Genomic DNA, 21,421 nt, shown 5'->3' on the forward strand with positions numbered 1-21,421 from the left:
GACCGCCACGGTCGACTGGCTGGCCCTCGACGACCCCGCCGTGATCGCCGAAATCGCCGCCGAATCACCACGACCGGTCACCTACGCCCACCGCACCCGCCCACTGCGCGGCAGCGACCCGGCATTCGCCGGACAACAGGTCCTCAGCTACGACGACCTCGCCGCGGCAGCCGCGCGATTGCGCGACCGGGACGAACTCACCTACGAATCCGAGATCCCCTACCGCGACGAAGCGAGATCCTCCGAGGGTGTGATCGCGCTGGTCGCCGCCGGGATGGTCGGCGCTGCGGTCGTCCTCGACGCCGAGGGCGAGGTGCTCACCGGCGAAGACGTGACCGGTTGATCGTCGCGGCCGGGCAGCGCTCAGCTGAAGTGGACCACCGAGAGCGTGCCCGCCGCAATGCAGTACGTGGCGAACGGCAGTAGGGTCCGAGTCTGGAAGTAGCGCTCCAGGAACCGTACTGCCAGCCACGACGACACCCCGGAAACGACGGCGCCGAACAGCACCGGTCCACGGATGCCTTCGGTCTCCGGGCCGACCAGTTCCGGTAGCTCCAGCACTCCGGCGCCGAGAATCGCCGGAGTGGCCAGCAGGAACGCGAATTTGGCCGCGTGCTCGCGCGCGAGACCGCGCCACAAGCCGCCGACCATGGTCAGGCCCGCCCGGCTGAAACCGGTCAGCAGCGCACCGGCTTGGGCGAAGCCGATACCCAGGGCGTCGGCCGTCCCCAGGGCGGCCAGCGGCCGGTCGGACTGGCGGGGAGTCCGCGCCGCGGCGGTGACGGTGCCTCTGCGCGCTTCCTGCCGAGCGAACCGCCGGCCGTATTCGGCCAGCGACGGCTCGTTCCGCCGGCGCAGACCCTCACCGATGATCAGCACGACACCGTTGAGCGCGAGGAAGATTCCGGCGTAGAACGGCGTGCCGAACAGCGCGTGCAGCGGATGTTCCAGCAGGAAGCCGAGCACGCCGACCGGAATGGTGGCGATCACGATCAACCATGCCAGCCGCTGCGGGATGGTGTCGAGGCGCCCGGTGCGCAGCGTGGTGAAGAAGCCCGCCACGATGACGCACCAGTCGCGCCAGTAGTACCCGAGCAGCGCCAGCGCGGTCGCCACGTGCAGCGCCACCACGAACGCCAGATACGGTGTGCCGGAATCGGCTTCGCCCTGGCCGGTCAATCTCTCCCAATCGCCTCCGAGCCATGCCGCGACCAGCACGGAGTGCCCCAGGCTGGAAATCGGGAACAGTTCGGTGACCCCTTGTACCGCCCCGATCACAGTCGCTTGAAAGTATGTGAGCATCGTTGCGAGTCTCGCACGCGTGCAACGCAACTGTGTGCGGGCCTCTCCCGGCAGTCGCCGCGACGGTTCCGACGCGGCGAGGAGGGGTGATGACCGGGACACGCGAGTCGGCCTCGCCGAGGGTGAAAACCACTGTCGGCGAGGTCGATGCCGCTCAGGCGGTGGCGCCGGAGGATTCGGCGAGCATGTCCAGGGCGATGTCCACGATGAGATCCTCTTGTCCCCCGACCAACCCCCGACGTCCCACTTCGAGCAGGATCGTGCGCACGTCGATGCCGTAGCGCCGGGACGCGGTTTCGGCGTGCCGCAGGAAGGACGAGTAGACCCCGGCGTAGCCGAGCGTGAGTGTTTCGCGGTCCACGCGCACCGGGCGGTCCTGTAGCGGGCGCACCAGATCGTCGGCCGCGTCCTGCAGCGCGAACAGATCGCAGTTGTGTTTCCAGCCGTGCAGGTCGGCGACGGCGACGAAAGGTTCGATCGGGCAGTTGCCCGCGCCGGCGCCGTGGCCGGCGAGCGAGGCGTCGACCCGGGTGACGCCTTCTTCGACCGCCACCACGGAATTGGCCACCGACAGGGAGAGATTCTCGTGCGCGTGGATGCCGATCTCGGTGCCGGGGTCGAGCGCATCCCGGTAGGCGCGGACCCGGTCACGGACGCCGTTCATGGTCAGCCGGCCGCCGGAGTCGGTGACGTAGACGCACTGCGCCCCATAGGATTCCATCAGTTTCGCTTGTTCGGCCAGGCGAGCGGGTTCGGCCATGTGCGACATCATCAGGAATCCGGAGACGTCCATGCCGAGTTCCCGCGCGGTCGCGATGTGCTGGGCGGACACGTCGGCTTCGGTGCAGTGGGTGGCCACGCGCACCGATCGCACGCCCAGCCGGTAGGCGTGCTTCAGTTCTCGAATGGTGCCGATGCCGGGCAGCAGCAGCGTGGTCAGCCGGGCGTGGGTGAGGTTGGCGGCGGCGGCTTCGATCCACTCCCAGTCGGTGTTGCTCCCGGGACCGTAGTTCAGGCTGCCGCCGGCGAGACCGTCGCCGTGGGCGACTTCGATGCCGTCGACACCGGCCGCGTCGAGCGCCGCCACGATCCGGCCGACGTCGACGGGAGTGACGCGGTGGCGCACCGCGTGCATGCCGTCGCGGAGTGTGACGTCTTGGATGAACAGTCGGGTGGTCATCGCAGCGCTTCCTGTCCCGCCGGCGTCGCGGCGATCGTGTCGGCGATGGATTCGGCGTAGCGCACCGCCGCCGAGGTCATGATGTCCAGATTTCCCGCGTAGGCCGGGAGGTAGTGGGCGGCGCCTTCGACCTCGAGGAACACCGTGACCTGATGGGTGGGCGCCGCGGCCGTGCCAGGCGTCAGGAGGGTGTGCACCGGCTGGTCTCGCGGCACGGCCGTGATCTGCACCTGCTGCTTGAGGCGGTAGCCGGGGACATAGGTGGCCACGTGCGCGATCATCTGCTCCACGGATTCCCGGATCGCCTCGTGCACGCCGGGATCCGGCGTGGTGATCAGGCACAGCACCGTATCGCGCATGATCAGCGGCGGGTCGGCCGGATTGAGGATGATGACGGCCTTGCCGCGCGCCGCGCCGCCCACCGTTTCGATCGCGTGCGCGGTGGTCTCGGTGAACTCGTCGATATTCGCGCGCGTGCCGGGACCGGCGGACTTCGAGGCGATGGACGCGACGATCTCGGCGTAGGCCACCGGTGCGACGCGGGAGATGGCCGCGACGATCGGGATGGTGGCCTGCCCGCCGCAGGTGACCATGTTGACGTTGGGCGCGTGGCGGTGCTCGTCCAGGTTCACCGCCGGGACGACGAATGGTCCGAGCGCGGCGGGTGTCAGATCGATCAGGCGTTTGCCGAGTGGTTGGAGCACCGCGGCGTGGGCGGCGTGGGCTTTGGCGGAAGTCGCGTCGAAGACCACGTCGATCTCGTCGAAGTTCGGCAGTTCCAGCAGGCCCTGGACGCCGTCGGACGTGGTGGGGACGCCGAGTCTGCGCGCGCGGGCCAGACCGTCGGATTCCGGGTCGATGCCGACCATCGCGCCCATCTCCAGGACGGTCGAGTGCCGGATCACTTTGATCATCAGATCGGTGCCGATGTTGCCCGATCCGATCACCGCGACTTCGAGGGTGGCGGGGTTGTCGTTCATGGTCTCACTCCCGAATGAAGGTCGCGGTCACCGAACCGAGTCCGGTGATGTCCGCGGTGACGGTTCCAGGGCCCTCGATCGGGGCCATCGGTCCGAGCGCTCCGGAGAGCACGATCTGCCCGGCGCGCAGCGGACGACCGAACTCGCGCGTGGTCCGCGCCAGCCAGGCCAGGGCGTGCAGGGGATCGCCGAGGCAGGCCGCGCCGGTTCCCGTCGAGACTTCGACGTCGTCGATCGACATCCGCATCCTGGTGGAAACGGGCTCGAAGGAATCGAGGGTGCGGCGTTCGTCGCCGAGGACGAACAAACCGCTGGAAGCGTTGTCGGCGACGGTGTCGCCGAAGGTGATGTCCCAACCGGCGATGCGGCTGTCGACGATCTCGAGCGCGGCCACGGCGTAGTCGACCGCGCCGCGGACCTGCTGGTCGTCGAGTGGTCCGTCGGCCAGGTCCGCGCCGAGCACGAACGCGATCTCGGCTTCGGCCTTCGGCTGCAGCAACCGGCTCAGCGGCACGGGCGTGTCCTGCCGGTAGCGCATGTCGTCGAACAGCACTCCGAAGTCCGGTTGATCGACACCGAGCTGCCGCTGCACCGCCGGGGAGGTCAAGCCGATCTTGCGGCCGACCACCTCGGCGCCCGCCGCGATGCGCTCGGCGGTCAGCAATTCCTGCACCGCGTAGGCGGCGGCCACGTCGCCGGAACCGATCAGATCGCGTACCGGGGCGCACGGGGTGCCGGAGCGGGCGGCCGCGCCGAGCAGGTCGGCGGCGGCGATCGTGGCGGTGTCCGCGGAGCGTTGGTCGAGGTCTGGAGGTAGCGGCATCGGAAGTCCCGGCTCTCGTGAGAAGTGAACGGTGACCTCACTGTCGCCGCGGAAGGAATCCGTCCGCCAGCATCGCGTTCCACTGAGCCGAACGCCGCCGCGATAGAGTCGGCGCGGCGAAGGAGGTGAGCGGTGCCATCCGCGTTCACTGGCCGTGCGGTAGACGGTTCGACCGTGCTGGGCAAGATCATGGCCGTACTCGAGGCGTACTCGATCGACGACACCACCTTGACCCTGGCCGAGCTGGGGCGGCGGACCGGCATTCCGAAGGGGACCCTGCACCGGGTCCTCGCCGACATGGTGAGCGTCCGGCTGCTGGACCGGACCGACGCCGGGTATCGGCTCGGCGGGTACCTGTTCGAACTCGGGATGCGCGCCTCGGTGGAGCGAAGTCTGCTCGAGGTGGCCATTCCGTTCCTGGAGGAACTCAACGCCCGGATCCACGAGACCGTGCATCTGGGCGTGCTCGACGGCACGGATGTCGTGTATCTGACGAAGATCGGCGGACGCAGGCAGGCCAGCGCCCCCTCCCGCATCGGTGGCCGCATGCCGGTGCACTGCACCGCCATCGGCAAAGTGCTCCTCGCCAACGCCGACGCGGCGCTTCGTGACCAGGTGCTGGCCGGACCGCTGCGCCGCTACACCCCGCGCACGATGGCCCAGCCGGGCACGCTGCGCAACCAGCTCGATCGGATCGCGGCCGACGGCGTCGCCTTCGAATTCGAGGAATCCGCGCCCGGCATCGTCTGCGTGGCCGCCCCGGTTCGCGAGTCGGAGGACGTGGTCGCCGCGATCAGCGTGGCAGGCCCGTCCCATCGGTTCCAGCCCGAGACCCACGCGGCATCGGTCCGCGCGGCCGCCGACGGCATCGGAGCCACCCTGACCCGGCGGGCCCGGTTGTTGTCCGCGCCTCCTTCCTGAGCCACGAGGAAGGCCCCGCCCGGCACGGATGCCGGACGGGGCCGGGTGAGCGAACGCTCGCCGGGGTTGCTCCCCCACTACCTACTTGGCCGGTGCGATCGGCGGCTGATTGACAGTGGCGAAGTACTGGATGGCGGCGCCCAGCGCCACCGGAGCCGTGACCAGGATCTGACCGGCGAGGGTGCCCAGCGCGCCGACGGCGATGATGCCGCCGAGGCAGCCGATGGCCGCGGCCGGGATGAACGCGCCGAACAGGCCGACGATCGTGGAGGCCGCGACCGTCGCGCCCGCGATGCCACCCAGGATGCAGCCGACGGCGCCGCCGCCGAGACCGCCGACCAGGGTGCCGAGGGTGGCGCCCATGGTGATGGTGCTGGTCATGCGGGTCCAGGCCGCCTGCTCACGGTCGTAGTCGGTCTTCCAGGGCGCCTTGTCCTCGAACGGAAGGGCGACCGGCTTGTAGGTGGCGTGCGCCAGGTCGAACTGCGGGGTCAGGGTGGCGGTGTGGTCCGCGATCTCGGCAGCGATCGGGAACTCGAAGTCATCGACCCGGAAGGTCAGCGGCATGCCGGTGAGCACCGTGCCGTTGGCGGCCTTGACCTTGAACACGCCATCCTCGACGACCATGGAACCGGCATCGGTCGTGATGATGGACTGGGTATCGGTGGCGCGAGCCGTGAAACCGACCGCGTCCTCCGCTTCGGGCTGGGCGCCGGCCGAGCCGGAAGCGATCCCGACCGCGGCGACGAGACCCGCGGCCACCGTGACGATTTTCCTCATCCTTGTTTTCTTTCCTCTCGGCTCTTCCTGGGTGTCGGCGCGCCGAGTGCACCGGATGCCGAGCGCGGACAGCGCCCGGCAGGTTGTTGATGATGTGCTCTGTGGTGTCGGTGCGACCCACGTCACTTCCGTGTGGGAAGTAGTGGAACGGTGCCTGAGCGCGTCAGGCCAGGTCAACCGATTCGGTCCACTCAGCTGACCAACCGATGGAAAAATTCGCGAGATCTTCGCCGCGGATTTGCTAATCCGGGGCACGCCTCGACTCTTCGGTATGCGTCCGCCGCGCGCTATGCCGAACGCGCGAGTGTCCGGTTGATCCCCATGGCCGCGGACTTCAGCGGGCCGGACATCCGGTCGAGGTTCATCCGAGCGGTGGTCGTGGACATCCCGACCGCCCCGATCAGAACCGACTGCGGCCCGAACACGGGCACCGCCGCGCTCACCACGCCGAGGGACATCTCCTCGGCTTCCACCGCCAGCCTGTTCTGCCGGACGATGTCCAGTTGGCGGTACAGATGCGCCGCCGAGGCGACCGTTCGTCGGGTGAACGCCGACAGCCCGTTCTCCACCACCTGCGCGACCACATCGGTCGCGGAGAACGCGAGAATCGCCTTGCCCGTCGCGGTCGCGTACAGCGGCAGCCGTCCCGCGACCCGGGACGGTATCTCGACCGCGCCGTGGCCGGAGAGCTTGTCGATGTAGAGCACGTCGAGACCGTCGCGGATGGCGAAATGGACCGTCGCGGACGTCGCGGCATGGAGTTCCTGCAGGTACGGCAGCGCCGCATCGCGCAGAACCCGTTGCGTCGGCACCAGTTGCCCGAGCTCGAACAGGCGCAGGCCGAGGCGGTATTTCGTCCCCGAGCGTTCGAGGACACCCCACTCCACCAGGGCGTTCGCCAGCCGGTACGTCGTCGCCTTGGCGACTCCGCTGCGGCGGGACAGTTCGGTGAGCGACAACGCCACCGACTCGGCGTCGAAGGCTTCCAGCAGCAACCTTGCCTTGCCGAGTACCGATTGCATAGTCGAGCGCCTCCAACTAACCAGGCGGTCCACAGGCCGGACCAAAATCTGCAACACCATACCGTTGCGTATTTTTCGCTGAACCGCGGCCGCCCACCCGCCGCGCACCCCGGAAAGCAGGCGTGGGCAGGCGGAAATCCCGGCTGATTGCCGTTCGCTGACGGGTTCCCAGCGAGTATATCCATCTGTTACATTACCGATGCGGAGCCTATATAAAGCCGTGCTGCTCCCCATCCGGACGACAACGCAGTCAGCGGACATCCGTCCCGACAAAGACGTCGGCAGGCCGACAACGGCGTCGGCCGCAAACGGATCCACACATCACGAATCGCCGCGAGCCCGCCCGTGCCTCGCATGCGACGGCCCGAGATCGGTCGACGTCCGCCCGCCCGGTCGTCCGATATCCGGGCCGATTCGCGCCGCGCGGCACGCCGGAACACTCGTGGCGACGCCCCGCCCCGATCGGACTTTTCAGCCGGAGGAACCCATCGACATGCCGATCAATTTCCTGAGCGGGCTCGATCTGATCGCCGCACTGGATGTGCGCAATGTCGAAGCTCATCTCGCCGATGCCGTCGAGAACTGCTCGGCTTGCGCCACCACCGCCAATCCGGGGCCCCGCTGCCCCGCCGGCCTCGCCGCCCGGATTCGCGCCGCCGCCGCGGGCAGCACCGCATCGGCTCCGCTGACGGCGATCGAGATCGTCGACAAGCTCCTCGCGCTGCGCAGGACACCCCAGCCCGACAGCGCGTAGCGCACGGTCACGACGCGACACCTCAGCGGCGTGATCGGCGCATCCGGACTACCCTCCGCTGACCGGTGCGATCGTGCGCGGAGAGGGGGATCAACTCGATGTGGCCTGGGTTCGGGGGAAGCGGTGACCCATGACATCCGCCCACCATGCGCTCAAACGGGACTCGGGCCAAATGATCCGGTCTCGATCCTCGTCGTCGGTGCTGGGCATGTTCGCGTCCTCGATCACGATGTAGTTCCTTTGCGCCGTCCAACCTCGGAATGGGGCCCTCGTCCTCGGGTGCGGCGCAAGCTATTCATGACATCGTTGTCCAACCGGCCGGTGGTCGAGCAGCGGGGATACCCCGAATCGCGTACCGGCACGACCGCGCTGTCGAGCCGATACGTGCACCGGGTACCACTCGCGACCATAAACAAACCGTTCTTTCGGTACCGCTTCGCGGAACATGCCGCGCCGTTCGCGCGCGGCCGAGTTCTCGGTGCCGACACGGGCCGCGATCCAGCCGGGCGCAGGCTACTCGTGGACCTGGGCGTCGATTGTGGGATGCGCGGCGCCGCTGTCCGCACCAAGGCCGGCGAGCAGGCGCAACCCGTCCTCGGCGGGGCTGCCGGGGGCCGCCGACAGCACCAGCAGCTCCATGCCCGAGGCGTCCGGTAGGGCGAAGTTCTCCTGGTGCAGTTCCAGCAGTCCGACCAGCGGGTGCCGGTACGCCTTGCGTCCATGGGTGCGGGCGCGCACGTCCGCGCGAGCCCACAGCCGGCGGAATCGCTCGCTGCCCATCGCCAGCTCGCCGATGAGTGAGGCAAGCCGGGGATCCTCGGGGTACTTGCCCGCGGCCAGGCGCAGGTGCCCCACCACGTCGAGGGTGCAGGTCTCCCAGTCCGCGTAGAGGCCGCGCTCGGCCTCCTCGAGAAAGATGTGCCTGGCGGTGTTCAGCCCCGGCATGGGCCGGCCGTAGAGCAGGCCGGCGAGGCGGTTCCCCGCGCGCACGTCCAAGCGATGGTCCATGATCAGCGCGGGCGCGTCGGTGACCAGGTCCAGCACGCGCAACAGTTCCGGCCGGATTCGCCCGCCCGGCGCCTTCGCCCGGCGGCGGCGCTGGCGGGCCAGCCGGTAGAGGTGCTCGCGTTCGGTGTCGTCGAGACCCAGGACGCGGGCGAGCGCGTCGAGGACCTGTTCGGACGGCTCGGTCGCGCGGCCCTGCTCCAGGCGTACGTAGTAGTCGACGCTGACCCCGGACAGGTGCGCGACCTCTTCGCGGCGCAGCCCTTCGACCCGGCGGCGCCTGTCGGTGGGGATGCCGACGGTCGCCGGATCGACCCGGGAACGCCGGGTTCGCAAGAAGCCCGCGAGATCGTCCATGCCCCCAGTATGGCTGCGGCCGTGCCCGTGAAGGTGGTCCTGCTGTTACCAGGAAGTCCCGTCCGACGGAAGCGGAGCCCCTGAACGCCGGGCGCTGTGCCGCCCAGGATCGAAGGCACCCGATCCCGAGGAGTTCTGATGAAGACATTGATCGTCTACGCCCATCCCGAGCCGAAGTCGCTCAACGGGTCGCTGAAGGATCTCGCGGTGTCCACCTTGGAGGCCGCGGGGCATGAGGTGCGGGTGAGCGATCTGTACGCGATGCAGTGGAAGGCGGTCGTGGACGCCACGGACTACGGCCCCGGAGCCTCGAGTCCGCTACGGGTCGCCCGTGACTCGGGGCGGGCCTTCGACGCGGGGACGCTCACCCCGGATGTGCGCGCCGAGCAGGAGAAGCTGCTGTGGGCCGACACGATCATCTTCCAGTTCCCGCTCTGGTGGTACACGATGCCCGCGATCCTCAAGGGCTGGGTGGACCGGGTGTTCACCTACCACTTCGCCTACGGCGTCGGCGAGCACAGCGACACCAGGTACGGCGAGCGCTTCGGCGAAGGCACTCTCACGGGCCGGAAGGCTCTGCTGTCGGTGACCGTAGGCGGCCCGGAGCCGCATTACGCCGCGCGCGGGATCAACGGGCCCATCGAGGATCTGCTGTTCCCGATCCACCACGGCATCCTGTTCTACCCCGGCATCGAAGTGCTGCCGCCGTTCGTGCTGTACGGCACCGACCGGATGACCAGCGAGGACTACGCGGACGTCGCCAAGGCTTGGGAGCAGCGCCTGCTCACCTTGGAGTCGACCGAGCCGATCGCCTTTCGCCGGCAGAACTTCGGCGACTACGAGATCCCCTCGCTGCAACTGAAGGAGGGATTGGAGTCCGCAGGCCGCACGGGTTTCGGCCTGCACGTGCGGAGTTGACCCCGGTTCGTGTCCGTCTGTACGGGCAAGGGTCGCCAGGTCCATGGCGGAGCGTGTCGAGTGATACCCGAAGTCCTACGCCTTCTCGGGCTGCCCGGTCTGCGCGGGCTCGTCGCGGACCCACGCATCGGTCTGGGTCAGCCAGAACAGGTAGGCCAGAGCGGGCAGCACCGTGACGGCGGCGACGGCGACGACGGCCAGCAGCCCGATCAGGGTCGAGCGTGCCCCTGCCGCGTCGGCGATGAGCGTCTCGTCGACGAGGATCCACGGCGTCTGCGCGACCGCCCATCCGATGACGATCGCGGCGACCGCGATCACCGCGGGGACGCGCGCCCACGCGAAGCGGCGACGGTACACCATGATCAGGGTGAGCACGCCCGCGGCGGCCGAGAGCGCGATCAGCGGCAGGGCACGCCCGAGTAGTCCGGCGCCCAGGGTCGGTGCGTCGTGACGGATCGGGGCGATCGCCGCGATCGCGACCGCCCCGGTCACGCCGCCGACGATCAGCGTGCGGATGCGCAGGTATCCCGCCAGCGCGTCGTCGCCCGAGCGCGCGGCGTCCGCGGTGAGGAAGACTCCGGCCAGGAACGCCGAGGTCCCGACGGCCAGCGTGCCGCCGATCAGCGAGGTCGGATTCAGCCATGACCCCACCCGGTCGCCGTACCCCTCGGCGGGCACTCGCCCGGACGCGATCGCGCCGGCCACGGTGCCGAAGAAGAACGGCGTGATGAGCGACGCGCCGGCGAACAACGCGCCGAACAGGCGCGCCTGGCGCAGGGTCGCGGAGTACTTGCGGAACGCGAAGTTCGCGCCGCGCAGCACGATTCCCAGCAGCGCGAGGCTCATCGGGATGAACAAGGTGGTCATCACGGCGGCGAACACCGCAGGGTAGGCGGTCCAGAGGAAGACCAGGATGTAGATCAACCAGACGTGATTGGCTTCCCACACCGGTCCGATGCTGTGATCGATGAGCACCCGCAGGCGGCTGCCGCGCCGCGCACCGCCCGCGGTCAGGTCCCAGAATCCGGAGCCGAAATCCGCGCCACCGAACAGCCCGTAGAGGACAACCCCGGTGAACATCGCCGTCGCCACCACGTCGGAGAGATCCATCGGTCACGGCTTTCCGACGCTGCGGGCCCGCTGCGCCTGGTCGACCGGCGATGCTCCCGGTCCGTAGGGGGCGGTGATGGTCGCGGCGCCGGCGCGCCAACGGCGAGCCATGGAACGCAAGACGACGATCGCACCCACCGTCATCCCGACGTACACCAGCAATACGCTGGCATAGCTCCACCACAGGCCGGTGCTCGTGCTGGCGGCGTCGGTGGTGCGCAGCACCTGCCACACCGTCCACGGCTGACGGCCCACTTCGGTGGCGATCCAGCCGCATTCCAGCGCGAGGATCGCCAGCGGGCCCGCGGCGACCGACGCGCCCAGGAACCAGCGTTCGGTCAGCGGGTCACGGCGCCGCCAGCGCAGCAGCCAGAACACGATCACCAGGAGCGCGAGCAGGGTGCCGATGGCCACCATGCCCTGGAAAGCGAGATGGGTGACGTTGACCGGCGGCCGGTCCCCGATGGGCACCGAGTCCAGACCGGGGACAGGTGCGGTCAGGGAATTGCGGGCGATGATCGAACCCAGCCGGGGGATCTCGAGCGCTCCCTTGACTTCGCCGTCGACCAGGACGCCGCCCAGTCGCAGCGGGGCAGGCCCTTCGGTGGTGGCGGCCAGCTCGAACGCCGCCAACTTGGCCGGCTGCGTGTCGTGCACCCGCATGCCGAGCACATGCCCGATGAGCGGTTGCGCGAGCGCCGCGACCGTGGCGAAGACGAACGGAACGGTGAATCCGAGCCGGTGGTTGGCGTCGCGGCGGCCGCGCAGCAGACCGGCCGCGTAGACACCGGACACCAGGAAGCCGACGACCATGAAAGCGCCGACCCACATGTGCGCGAACTGCAGGTAGACACCGTCGTTGAACATGGCTCGCCACGGATCGACGTCGGTCACCTCCCCGTCGACGAGGCGGAAGCCGGTCGGGTTGTTCATCCACGCGTTGACACTGACCACACAGAAGGTGCCGACCACCCCCGCCACGCCCATCGGGATGAGCATCGCCAGGTGCCTGCGCGGCGCCATGCGACCCCACCCGTAGAGGTAGATGCCGAGAAAGATCGCCTCGATGAAGAACGACAGCCCTTCGAAGGCGAACGGCAGGCCGAGCACGTCACCGTAGCGGCCCATCAGCCCCGGCCACAGCAGGCCCATCTCGAAGCTGAGCACCGTCCCGGAGACCGCGCCGATGGCGAACAGGATCGCCGATACCGTCGCCCACCGCTTGGCCAGCGCCGAGGCGACCGGGTCGGTGCGGACGATGCCGCGGCGATGCACGACGTAGATCATGGCGGGAAAGGCCACCCCGAAACAGGCGAGCACGATGTGCCAGCCCAGCGAGAACGCCATCTGCTGGCGCGCGGGAAGCAGACCGGGTGGCCCCTCCGCCGACGCCTGGGACAGCGCCGCGAGCGTGCTCGACACCATGGCAGCCCCTTCCTGCGGTCTCGGGAGCCGCATGCCTGCGCCGCACGTCGGCTCTCGAGCGGGGTATCCCCTTTGCGCCGCGCCAACCAGGGCGCCACCGGCGCTGCCGCCGCGGCGGAGCTGTCATGCGCCCGGACACGTGGGTGCCGGTCTCAGCCCGACGGGCGAAAGCGTGTCGAGTTCGCTCGTTCCGGTCACCTCACCAGGTGAGCACCGGTTTGACGACCGTGCCCGCCCGCTGCTCCGCGAGCGCGGCATTGATCTCGGTATGCGGATACCTCGTGATCAGCCGCTCGATGGGGAATCGTCCGGCGGCATGCAGCTCCAGCAGCTGGGGGATGAAAGTCGCGGGCACCGCGTCGCCTTCGAGGCAGCCGCGAATCGCCTTGCCGCCCAGGACGATATCCCGCAGATCGATCTCGGGGACCCCGGCACCCAGACCGACCGCGACCACGGTGCCTCCGATCGCCGATGCGGCGGCCGCGGTGGCGAGCACACGCGACGATCCCGTGGTGTCGATGGCGTGGGTGGCCCCGCCGTCGGTCAGCTTCCGGATCGCGGGCACGATGTCGTCTGCCGCGGGATCGAGGGCCGCGGTGGCGCCCAGTTCCAGCGCCAGTGCCCGTCGCGCCGGTGACGGTTCCACCACGACCAGCTCGGCGACCTCGCGCACCAGTGCCGCCAGCACACCCGCCATGCCGACCGCGCCCGCGCCGTAGACCGCCACGCGGGCGTCCCGGTCCGGCCGCAGCACATTGAGCACCGCCCCGGCTCCGGTGAGGAAACCGCAGCCCAGTGGGGCGAGGACGGCCGGATCGACCTCGGTGTCGACGACCACCGTGTTGTCGGCGGTGGTCAAGGCGTACGCGGCGAAGCTGGACTGACCGAAGAAACCGTCCCGCACCGGAGTGCCCGCGACGGTGACCCGAGCCGATCCGTCGGCCCGAGCGCCGAACTGATTGAGTTTCGCCGCTCGCAGGCAATACGCCGGGCGCTCCGCCCGGCAGTTGCGGCATGTTCCGCAGTGCCGGAAGGTCAACACCACCCGATCGCCTGGCCGCACGCCGGTCACCGCCGCGCCGACGGCCTCCACCACGCCGGCGCCCTCGTGCCCGAGCAGGACCGGACGATCGGCGGCGCCCGCCGCCCGGGTGACCAGATCGGTGTGGCAGATGCCGGTGGCCTGGACCCGGACCAGGATCTCATCCGCACGCGGGCCGTCGATCTCGACGGCTTCGACGGTGAACGCAGCGGCGGGGTCGCGCGACAGCACGGCGGTGGTGGTCACCATCGCTCAGCTCCGCTCGAGCAGGAAATAGAAGTACTCGCCATCGGCCAGCACCAGTTCCGGCCTGCCGTTCATGATGCCCATCAGCGTGTTCTCATCGAGCCATTTGAAGTGGTCGAAGACCGGTCGCTTGTCGTAGACCATGGTGGCGGTCACCTCACCGCGGAACTCGATGTTCCACAGCGTCGCTTCCCCGCCGCCGCCGAGTTCGACGTTGGAGAACAGCGATCCGTCCTCGGCGCGGCAGATCAACGGCTTGGCGTCCAGCACGCTGTGGAACGTCTTGCCGTGCCAGCGGCTCGCCGACAGCGCTTTGCGCAGCGGATGCCGGGTGGGGAACGCCGCGCCCTTCCATTCGCCCAGGATGTCCTCGGCGCGCGCCACGGGCAGACCGGCCCACAGCGCATCCAGCTCCGCCGCCGTCACCCCGCCTTCCCGTGCGAGGAATTCTCGCCAGCCAGTCCCCACAGCGCCCATGACCATCCTCGTTTCCGATGCGGTTTCCAGAACCTTTTGGTTCGGCAACTGTATATCCGAACCAAAAGGTTCGGCAAGATAGGATGCGGCCATGCGCGCAGCAGGTCAGGCCACCCGCGAACGAATCCTCGTCGCGGCCAAAGCGGAGTTCGCCAGGTACGGCATCGCGGGAGCGCGCATCAATCGCATCGCCGACGCGGCCAAGGCCAGTAAGGACCGGCTATACGCGTATTTCGCGAGCAAGGACGAGTTGTACGCCGCGGTCACCGAGGAGTGGGTCGCCCAGACCACGGAGGAGACCGCCCTCGACGCCGCGGACCTGCCCGGTTACGTGGGCCGGCTCTTCGACCACTACATCGCCCATCCCGACAACGCCCGGTTGCAGGCGTGGGCCGAGATCGAGCAGACCCACATCGCCGCCGCCGAGGACGCCATCCGCCGGATCATCGCGGGAAAGCTCGCCGAGATCCGCCGCGGCCAGGAGCAGGGATTGATCACCGAGGCGTTCGCGCCCATCACCCTGATCGTCATGCTGACCGACCTCGCCCGCACCGCGGCCATGCACGCCACCCGCACCACCCAGCACAACATCACCGAACGCCGCGCCGCGACCGTTCTGGCCGCCCGGCGGCTGGTCAGCCCGGAGGCGTCCGCCGCCGAAGCCGGTCGTTAGCTCGCAGGGCTTGCCGAGCCGGCCCACCAGGTGGTGGGCTGGTGGCAGCGTTGCATCTCACGCCTCGATACCGCGCACAGTGTTCCCCCGACGAAAGGCGGCGCAGCAGGTACTCGCCGGTGCACGGCCACCGGCCGGTAAGCCCCGAGACGACGACGGAGAAACGCATGGACGAGATCGATTGCACGCCGCGGCTCACGGCCTTCCCGCGCATCGACGATTACGGGTTCATCTCCGATTGCGAGGTCACCGCTCTGATCGCGCCCAGCGGAGCCATCGAGTGGATGTGCCTGCCGCGCATGGACTCCCCCAGCGTCTTTGCCGCGATACTCGATCGCTCCGCGGGTTCGTTCCGGTTCGCTCCCGCCGACTTCGTGGTGCCCACCGATCGCCGCTACATCCCGGGCACGATGGTCATGGAGACGAGCTGGCGCAGCGGCGAGGGCTGGGCGACGGTCCGTGACGTGCTGCTGGTCGGGCCGTGGCGGCACCAGAAACCCGGCCGCAGCGCGCACCGGCGGACGCCGACGGACTACGACGCCGAGCACATCCTGCTGCGCACGGTGCACTGCGAGACCGGCCAGATCCAGTTCGGGCTCGATTGCCAACCGGCCTTCGACTACGGCAGGCATCGCGCGCGATGGGAGTACCTCGGCAGTTATCACCTCGCGCAGGCCTGCGCCGACGGGATCGATCTGCAACTGACCTTGAGCACGGACATGCGCTTGGGGCTGGAGGGCACGCACGCGGTCGCCCGGACCCTGCTGAAGAAGGGCGACACCCGGTTCTGCGCGCTGGCCTGGGGCAGTCGGGACGCGCCCGGCGACGTCGCGGAGGCCGAAGAGCGACTGCTGCGCACGATCCACCACTGGCGGCACTGGCTGGCCGGCGGGCGATTCCCGGATCATCCGTGGACCGCGGAACTCACCCGCAGCGCCCTCACCCTCAAGGGATTGACCTTCGCCCCCACCGGCGCCGTCGCTGCCGCCGCCACCACCTCGCTACCGGAAACCCCTGGCGGGGAGCGCAATTGGGACTATCGCTATTCGTGGATCCGCGACTCCGCCTTCGCCCTGTGGGGCCTGTACACGCTGGGGTTCACCTGGGAGGCGAACGACTTCTTCTCCTACATCCTCGACCTGACCGAGGAAGCCGGGGACATGCAGATCGTCTACGGCATCGGCGGCGAGACCGACCTCGCCGAACAGACCCTTCCCCACCTGCGCGGCTACGACAACGCGGGCCCGGTGCGCATCGGTAACGAGGCGTACCGGCAGCGGCAGCACGATGTCTGGGGCGCGGCGCTGGACGCGGTCTATCTCTACGGCCGTCATCAAGATCAGATCGATGCGCGGGCATGGCCGCTGCTCGGCCGTGCGGTCAAGAGCGCCCTGACCTACTGGCGCGAGCCCGACCACGGCATCTGGGAGGTGCGCGGGCAGCCCCGGCACTTCACCTCGAGCAAGGTGATGTGCTGGGTCGCCGCCGACCGCGGCGCCCGGCTGGCCCGGATCCACCAGGACTTCGCCCGCGCGCACCGGTGGCAACAGGCCGCCGACGAGATCCACGCCGACATCTGCGCACACGCGGTCGATTCCCGGCGGGTGTTCACCCAGTACTACGGCAGCACGTCGCTGGACGCTTCGACCCTGCTCATCCCGCTCGTGCGTTTCCTGCCACCCGACGACGACCGGGTACGCAACACCGTGCTGGCCATCGCAGAGGAACTGACCGAAGACGGCCTCGTCTTGCGGTACCGCGTCGCGGAGACCGACGACGGATGCGCTGGTGAGGAAGGCGCTTTCACGATCTGCTCGTTCTGGCTGGTGTCGGCGCTGTCGGAGATCGGCGAGAAGAAGAAGGCCAAACAGTTGTGCGAGAAACTTCTCGGCTACGCCAGCCCGCTCGGCCTCTACGCCGAGGAGATCGATCCCCGCACCGGCAGGCACTGGGGCAACTATCCGCAGGCGTTCACCCACCTCGCCTTGATCAATGCCGTCATGCACGTCATCCAGGACGAGCAAGCGCTCCTGCGGCAGGCACTCGGCGGTGAATCGATCGCCCCGCGGCTCGATGACGCACCGCTCACTCGCGGGTACATCCACCGCTGACCCGGCCGGTGAAATCCACTGCACCCCAACGGTGGGCGCCCTTTCGTGCCGCCGCGGAGGCGGACTCAGTACTATCGCCTTCGACTGTTAACAGGACTAAGGATTTCATTGAAGGGCTCGACGATGGCGATGCTCGGCATCGCCGCGACCGCGGCATTCGGCCTGACGGCCGCCCCCGCGACCGCTGATCCGGTGGCAGACAAGTCTCGCGTGGTCGACACCGAGGACGGCTGGCAGTTGCGGATCAGCAAGACCGCCGAAGACGTGCAGCGCGTGCCCAATCTGGCCGCGACGCCGTTCACCAGGGAAGGGTTCGTCACGCTGTCGGCGGCGGCCGACATCGCCGGCGAGGGCCGGGAGGCGGTGAACTCGGGGACGCTGCAGCTGGGATACCAGATCGGCTGCCAGGTGGACGTTTCCAACGGCCTGACCATGGGCCTGTCCGCCGCCATCGGCCCGAACGCCATGGTGACCGTCGCCCCGTCGCCCGGCCTCGCCGTCGGCGGCAGCGCGCTGGCCTTGCCGAGCATGTCGACGACCATCAAGCCGGGCACCATCAACAGCATCACGCTGGGGACCAAACCGCTTGCCGGGCCGCACGGCTCGATCTCCGTCGATCAGATCCAGATCAAGATCGATGCGTGTGCGGGCGCGGTGAGCCTGCGCTCGTTCGCGATCGTATCGATATCCACCGCGACGGCCGACAATTCCGTCGCGGTCTACGGTGATCCGATATGGCTGTGATCCCCGCGCCTGCGCTGCGACGCTGGCTGGCGCCGATCGGGGTGTCGGCCGCACTGATCATCGCCGCCCCCACCACCTGCGCCGAGCCGATCGTGCCGGTCGGACCGAGCTGCGGCGAGATACCCTCCCCCGCAACGGCTTGCGGCGACGACAAGCCCGCGACGCGCGGCGCGCCCGCCGCGCCACCTGCACTGCCGTTGCAAGTGCTCGCGCCCCCGCCCGGGAGGTCGGCTCCCAATACCGGCACACCCGCCGGTGCACTGGTTCCTCCCGCGCCGGGACCGGGCTCCGGCAAGCCGATCGTGCCGATCCGATAACGATCAGTCGGGGGCCGCTCGCCCCGCGAGCGGCCCATCGATTCCAGCGCGAGCAGTGATCGCCTCGGCGCGTGTGCTCGCATCAGCTCCTATCGTTCGCTTCCTCGCGCAGCGGCGCGATTCCACTGCCTGCGGCCCGCGACGGGAAGTCTCGGCCTCTAAGTCCACCCGCGCACCGGTATCGCGACAGGCGCATCGGCCGTCGCTGGAATCTGGATGAATTTATGTCTCATCACAGCGCATCACCGCAGTTCAGGGCCGGTTCCTCAGGGTGAATGGCGCGGGCGGCGAAGGACTTACGGCACCGGGTGCGGTCGATAATTTCGGTGCCCGACGGCTGGCCGACCCGCCAGCCGGGTGATTCGCCCGTTGATCACGCCCACCGAACAGGATTCAGCGCCGATGAGTTCCGAATTCCTTTGGTACATCCCGAATCAGGTCACGCCTGGACATCGCGGTGACACCGTCGTGGCCGATCACAACAGCCTGGACACCCTGACCGCCCAGGCGAAGGCACTCGAGGAACACGGCTGGCAGGGCGCTCTGCTCGGCACCGGGTGGGGCCGCCCGGACACCCTCACCGTCGCCACGGCTCTCGCCGCGAGGACCACGACGTTCGAGCCGCTGGTCGCCATCAGGCCGGGCTACTGGCGTCCGGCGAACTTCGCATCGGCGGCGGCGACCCTCGACCACCTCTCCGGCGGCCGGGTGCGGGTGAACATCGTGTCGGGCAAGGACGATCTCGCGGCCTATGGCGAGACCGAGAGCGATCAGGCCGAGCGTTACGCCCGCACCAAAGAGTTCCTGCAACTCGTCCGCCGGCTGTGGACGGAGGAGAACGTCACCTATCGGGGCCAGTACTACCAGGTCATCGATTCCACCGCGCTGCCGAGGATCGTCGCGCGCGGCGAGCGCCGCCATCCGAAGCTCTACTTCGGCGGTGCCTCGGAGGCCGCGGAGCGGGTGGCGGCGACCGAGGCCGATGTCCAGCTCTTCTGGGGCGAGCCCCTGTCGGGCGTCAGGGAACGGATCGAGCGCCTGCGGTCGCTGAGTGAGGAACTCGGCCGCGAGCACCCGCCACTGGAGTTCGGCCTGCGGGTCACCACCTTCGTCCGGGACACCACCGAGCAGGCCTGGGCGGAGGCGGAGGCGAAGGTCGCGGCGATGGCCGACCACCACCACGCGCCCGTGCCGAACCCGCATCGCCGAACGGCGGTGGGCCAGCAGCGATTGCTGGAGCTGGCCGCGCAGGGCGAGGTGCTCGACGACAACCTGTACACCACGCCGGGGAAGTTCGGCGGCGGTGGGGCAGGGACGACCTGGCTGGTCGGCTCCCCCGACGACGTCGCCAAATCGCTGCGCAAGTATCAGGACCTGGGCATCACGCATTTCGTGCTGTCCGACACCCCGTATCTGACCGAGATCGAGCGTCAAGGCAAGCAGCTGCTGCCGTTGCTGCGGGATTGAGACGGGCAGCGCGTGCGCTGCCCCTCCCGATCCGCGTGGCGCGGGCTCAGAGTTTCAGGCCGGTCCCGTGCACGCCGTGCTCGTCGATGAGGGCGAGTTCGTCGTCGGTGAGGGCGGGGAAGCTCAGCGCCGCGATGTTGTGATCGAGCTGCGCGGTGGAACTCGCGCCGATCAGCGCCGAGGTGACCTCCTGGCGCCGCAGCACCCATTGCAGCGCCAGCTGCGCGAGCGACTGGCCGCGCGCCTCGGCGATCTTGTTCAGCGCGGCGGTGCGCTGCCGGTAGGTCTCGTCGATGACATCCGGCGACAGAAAGCTGCTGTTCTGCGCCCGCGCCCCGTCGGGAATCGTCTCCAGGTACTTGTCGGTCAGCAGGCCCTGCGCCAGCGGCGAGTAGACGATCACGCCGAAGCCGTCCTCGCGGGCGGTCTCCAGCAGGCCGCCGCGCTCGGGGCTGCGGTCGTAGATCGAGTAGCGGGCCTGGTGGATCAACAGCGGAACGCCCGCCTGCCGGAGCAGCTCGGCGGCCTCGTGAGTGCGGTCGGGCGCGTAATTGGACAGGCCGATGTAGAGCGCCTTGCCCTGTTGCACGGCGCTGACCAGCGCGCCGACCGTCTCCTCCAACGGCGTGCTCGGATCCGGGCTGTGATGGTAGAAGATATCGACGTAGTCGGTGCCGAGGTCGCGCAGGCTGTGCTCGAGCGAGGTGAGGATCGACTTGCGCGAACCGCCCCGGAGATAGGGGCTCGGCCCGATGGGGTTGCCCGCCTTGGTCGAGAGGATGAGTTCGTCACGGTAGGGAGCGAGGTCCTTGCCGAGCACCGCGCCGAAGTTCTTCTGGGCGGCGCGATGCGGCGGTCCGTAGCGGTCGGCGTTATCGAAGTGCGTGATGCCGAGATCGAAAGCGCGCAGGATGATCTCGCGTTGCGTCGCGAACGGGTAATCGGTGCCGAACTTCTGCCACAAGCCGAACGAGAAGGCAGGAAGGTCGAGGCCGGAGTTACCGGTGCGGCGGTACGGGACTTTTTCGTACCGGTCCGCCGCGGCAGCATAGGTCGGATCGAAGGGGCCATAACTCATCTGTGCGTGTCTTCCTTTCGCTGCGTGATCACCGAGAGTGCACCACTTCGGCCCCTCCGGTGCGACCGGTCGGCTCACGCTGATCGAAACCCGTCGTGCCATGCCGACCCCCGCGTGCCGCGCCTCCCGCCGGACCGATCAGCCTCGGCTCTCCGCGCTCGAAGCTGTCGCACTCACCGGGGGCCGATCGTCCTTCCGTGCCGCCACGATGACAAGCGCCCCGGAAACGATTCCGACGAAGAATGGCGACGGCACGAGCAGGACACCGCCCAGCAAGCACCATGCCGCGAGGCCCCAGCCGATTACAGCGGGCACGGCCACCCCGCGTCCGGCGAGGTGCCAGATCAGCAGACCCAACAGCATCAACGGCACGGCGAAGCTGCCCGGGCCGGCCCAGAACGTCAGCTTGTTCTCCAAGGACTCCGCCGTCTGCACGATGTCTTCATCTCCGAGCGTGAGCGGGACGGCCGCCCATATACCGCGCTCGGCCCAGCCGGTGATGTTTCCCCAGGAGGAGAGTGCCAGCAGGATCAGGTGCCCTGCGCCCAGCACGAGCAGGATCGCACCGGACCAGCGGAGCAATCGCTTTCTGTCCTTCATCTCGTGACCTTTCCTGTTCCGACGAAGTTCCGGCGTCGTCACGGTTCCGCCGGGGCCCCTCACGCTGGGGTCGACGATCGCGAGGTCGA

Annotated in this window: 22 protein-coding genes; 9 read left to right on the forward strand and 13 right to left on the reverse strand. The window is 68.9% G+C overall.

Annotated features, from left to right (window positions below; all coding sequences use genetic code 11):
* The coding region (locus ACH49X_RS16675; RefSeq protein ID WP_357205441.1) for a hypothetical protein at window positions 1–343 on the forward strand (343 nt) is incomplete at its 5' end.
* A 20-nt stretch (window positions 344–363) separates the two neighbouring features.
* Here ACH49X_RS16675 and ACH49X_RS16680 read toward each other — a convergent pair.
* The 4 genes from ACH49X_RS16680 to ACH49X_RS16695 all read right to left on the reverse strand — a co-directional run bounded on the left by ACH49X_RS16680 (window position 364) and on the right by ACH49X_RS16695 (window position 4,285).
* The gene (locus ACH49X_RS16680) at window positions 364–1,302 is read right to left on the reverse strand and encodes an undecaprenyl-diphosphate phosphatase (RefSeq protein ID WP_357205444.1); all 939 of its coding nucleotides are present in this window, start codon (window positions 1,300–1,302) and stop codon (window positions 364–366) included.
* A 154-nt stretch (window positions 1,303–1,456) separates the two neighbouring features.
* Window positions 1,457–2,482: a 4-hydroxy-2-oxovalerate aldolase gene (gene dmpG, locus ACH49X_RS16685; RefSeq protein WP_357205446.1), complete on the reverse strand. Its 1,026-nt coding sequence runs from the start codon at window positions 2,480–2,482 to the stop codon at window positions 1,457–1,459.
* Entirely contained in the window at window positions 2,479–3,462 is a 984-nt protein-coding gene (locus tag ACH49X_RS16690) for an acetaldehyde dehydrogenase (acetylating) (protein ID WP_195079406.1), read from the reverse strand. Before ACH49X_RS16690 ends, dmpG begins: the two co-directional genes overlap by 4 nt.
* Window positions 3,463–3,466: 4 nt before the next feature.
* The gene (locus ACH49X_RS16695; RefSeq protein WP_195079405.1) at window positions 3,467–4,285 is read right to left on the reverse strand and encodes a 2-keto-4-pentenoate hydratase; all 819 of its coding nucleotides are present in this window, start codon (window positions 4,283–4,285) and stop codon (window positions 3,467–3,469) included.
* A gap of 189 nt (window positions 4,286–4,474) precedes the next feature.
* Here ACH49X_RS16695 and ACH49X_RS16700 point away from each other — a divergent pair, with 189 nt between their 5' ends.
* Entirely contained in the window at window positions 4,475–5,206 is a 732-nt protein-coding gene (locus ACH49X_RS16700) for an IclR family transcriptional regulator (RefSeq protein ID WP_195079472.1), read from the forward strand.
* An 81-nt stretch (window positions 5,207–5,287) separates the two neighbouring features.
* Here the strand turns inward: ACH49X_RS16700 and ACH49X_RS16705 are convergent, their stop codons facing one another.
* Both ACH49X_RS16705 and ACH49X_RS16710 read right to left on the reverse strand, forming a co-directional pair.
* Window positions 5,288–5,986: a hypothetical protein gene (locus ACH49X_RS16705; RefSeq protein ID WP_357102750.1), complete on the reverse strand. Its 699-nt coding sequence runs from the start codon at window positions 5,984–5,986 to the stop codon at window positions 5,288–5,290.
* A gap of 287 nt (window positions 5,987–6,273) precedes the next feature.
* Window positions 6,274–7,008: an IclR family transcriptional regulator gene (locus tag ACH49X_RS16710; protein ID WP_195079471.1), complete on the reverse strand. Its 735-nt coding sequence runs from the start codon at window positions 7,006–7,008 to the stop codon at window positions 6,274–6,276.
* A gap of 493 nt (window positions 7,009–7,501) precedes the next feature.
* Between ACH49X_RS16710 and ACH49X_RS16715 the strand changes: the two genes are divergently transcribed.
* Window positions 7,502–7,762 (forward strand): hypothetical protein, encoded by a 261-nt coding sequence (locus tag ACH49X_RS16715; RefSeq protein WP_195079403.1) that lies wholly within the window; start codon window positions 7,502–7,504, stop codon window positions 7,760–7,762.
* A gap of 513 nt (window positions 7,763–8,275) precedes the next feature.
* On the opposite strand, the gene ACH49X_RS16720 is transcribed toward ACH49X_RS16715, so the two are convergent.
* Window positions 8,276–9,124 carry a helix-turn-helix transcriptional regulator gene (locus tag ACH49X_RS16720; protein WP_195079402.1) on the reverse strand — a complete coding sequence of 283 codons (849 nt, stop codon included), beginning with the start codon at window positions 9,122–9,124 and terminating at the stop codon, window positions 8,276–8,278.
* 138 nt (window positions 9,125–9,262) lie between these two features.
* Between ACH49X_RS16720 and ACH49X_RS16725 the strand changes: the two genes are divergently transcribed.
* A complete protein-coding gene (locus ACH49X_RS16725; protein WP_357205450.1) occupies window positions 9,263–10,042 on the forward strand; it encodes an NAD(P)H-dependent oxidoreductase in 780 nt (259 codons plus the stop codon).
* A gap of 75 nt (window positions 10,043–10,117) precedes the next feature.
* On the opposite strand, the gene ACH49X_RS16730 is transcribed toward ACH49X_RS16725, so the two are convergent.
* From ACH49X_RS16730 to ACH49X_RS16745, 4 genes are all read right to left on the reverse strand, one after another.
* Window positions 10,118–11,152: a cytochrome d ubiquinol oxidase subunit II gene (locus tag ACH49X_RS16730; protein WP_357205453.1), complete on the reverse strand. Its 1,035-nt coding sequence runs from the start codon at window positions 11,150–11,152 to the stop codon at window positions 10,118–10,120.
* A gap of 3 nt (window positions 11,153–11,155) precedes the next feature.
* The gene (locus ACH49X_RS16735; protein ID WP_195079399.1) at window positions 11,156–12,577 is read right to left on the reverse strand and encodes a cytochrome ubiquinol oxidase subunit I; all 1,422 of its coding nucleotides are present in this window, start codon (window positions 12,575–12,577) and stop codon (window positions 11,156–11,158) included.
* Between the two features lie 199 nt (window positions 12,578–12,776).
* Window positions 12,777–13,865, reverse strand: coding sequence for an NAD(P)-dependent alcohol dehydrogenase (locus tag ACH49X_RS16740; protein ID WP_357205876.1), 1,089 nt, complete (start codon window positions 13,863–13,865; stop codon window positions 12,777–12,779).
* 6 nt (window positions 13,866–13,871) lie between these two features.
* Complete coding sequence (locus ACH49X_RS16745) at window positions 13,872–14,342, reverse strand: DUF4334 domain-containing protein (RefSeq protein ID WP_195079398.1); 471 nt, start codon at window positions 14,340–14,342, stop codon at window positions 13,872–13,874.
* A 91-nt stretch (window positions 14,343–14,433) separates the two neighbouring features.
* Here ACH49X_RS16745 and ACH49X_RS16750 point away from each other — a divergent pair, with 91 nt between their 5' ends.
* The 5 genes from ACH49X_RS16750 to ACH49X_RS16770 all read left to right on the forward strand — a co-directional run bounded on the left by ACH49X_RS16750 (window position 14,434) and on the right by ACH49X_RS16770 (window position 19,654).
* Window positions 14,434–15,015, forward strand: a complete 582-nt coding sequence (locus tag ACH49X_RS16750; RefSeq protein WP_357102761.1) for a TetR family transcriptional regulator — start codon at window positions 14,434–14,436, stop codon at window positions 15,013–15,015.
* 167 nt (window positions 15,016–15,182) lie between these two features.
* Entirely contained in the window at window positions 15,183–17,126 is a 1,944-nt protein-coding gene (locus ACH49X_RS16755) for a glycoside hydrolase family 15 protein (protein ID WP_195079396.1), read from the forward strand.
* Between the two features lie 108 nt (window positions 17,127–17,234).
* Window positions 17,235–17,870, forward strand: coding sequence for an MspA family porin (locus ACH49X_RS16760; protein WP_323124040.1), 636 nt, complete (start codon window positions 17,235–17,237; stop codon window positions 17,868–17,870).
* A complete protein-coding gene (locus tag ACH49X_RS16765) occupies window positions 17,861–18,187 on the forward strand; it encodes a hypothetical protein (protein ID WP_195079395.1) in 327 nt (108 codons plus the stop codon). Before ACH49X_RS16760 ends, ACH49X_RS16765 begins: the two co-directional genes overlap by 10 nt.
* A gap of 402 nt (window positions 18,188–18,589) precedes the next feature.
* The gene (locus ACH49X_RS16770) at window positions 18,590–19,654 is read left to right on the forward strand and encodes an LLM class flavin-dependent oxidoreductase (RefSeq protein WP_195079394.1); all 1,065 of its coding nucleotides are present in this window, start codon (window positions 18,590–18,592) and stop codon (window positions 19,652–19,654) included.
* Between the two features lie 46 nt (window positions 19,655–19,700).
* Here ACH49X_RS16770 and ACH49X_RS16775 read toward each other — a convergent pair whose 3' ends face one another.
* Window positions 19,701–20,732: an aldo/keto reductase gene (locus ACH49X_RS16775; RefSeq protein ID WP_195079393.1), complete on the reverse strand. Its 1,032-nt coding sequence runs from the start codon at window positions 20,730–20,732 to the stop codon at window positions 19,701–19,703.
* A 138-nt stretch (window positions 20,733–20,870) separates the two neighbouring features.
* Window positions 20,871–21,332, reverse strand: a complete 462-nt coding sequence (locus ACH49X_RS16780; RefSeq protein WP_195079392.1) for a DUF6463 family protein — start codon at window positions 21,330–21,332, stop codon at window positions 20,871–20,873.
* Between the last annotated feature and the right edge of the window lie 89 nt (window positions 21,333–21,421).

This window comes from Nocardia sp. NPDC019323 (genome assembly GCF_044389845.1).
Lineage (GTDB): Bacteria > Actinomycetota > Actinomycetes > Mycobacteriales > Mycobacteriaceae > Nocardia > Nocardia implantans.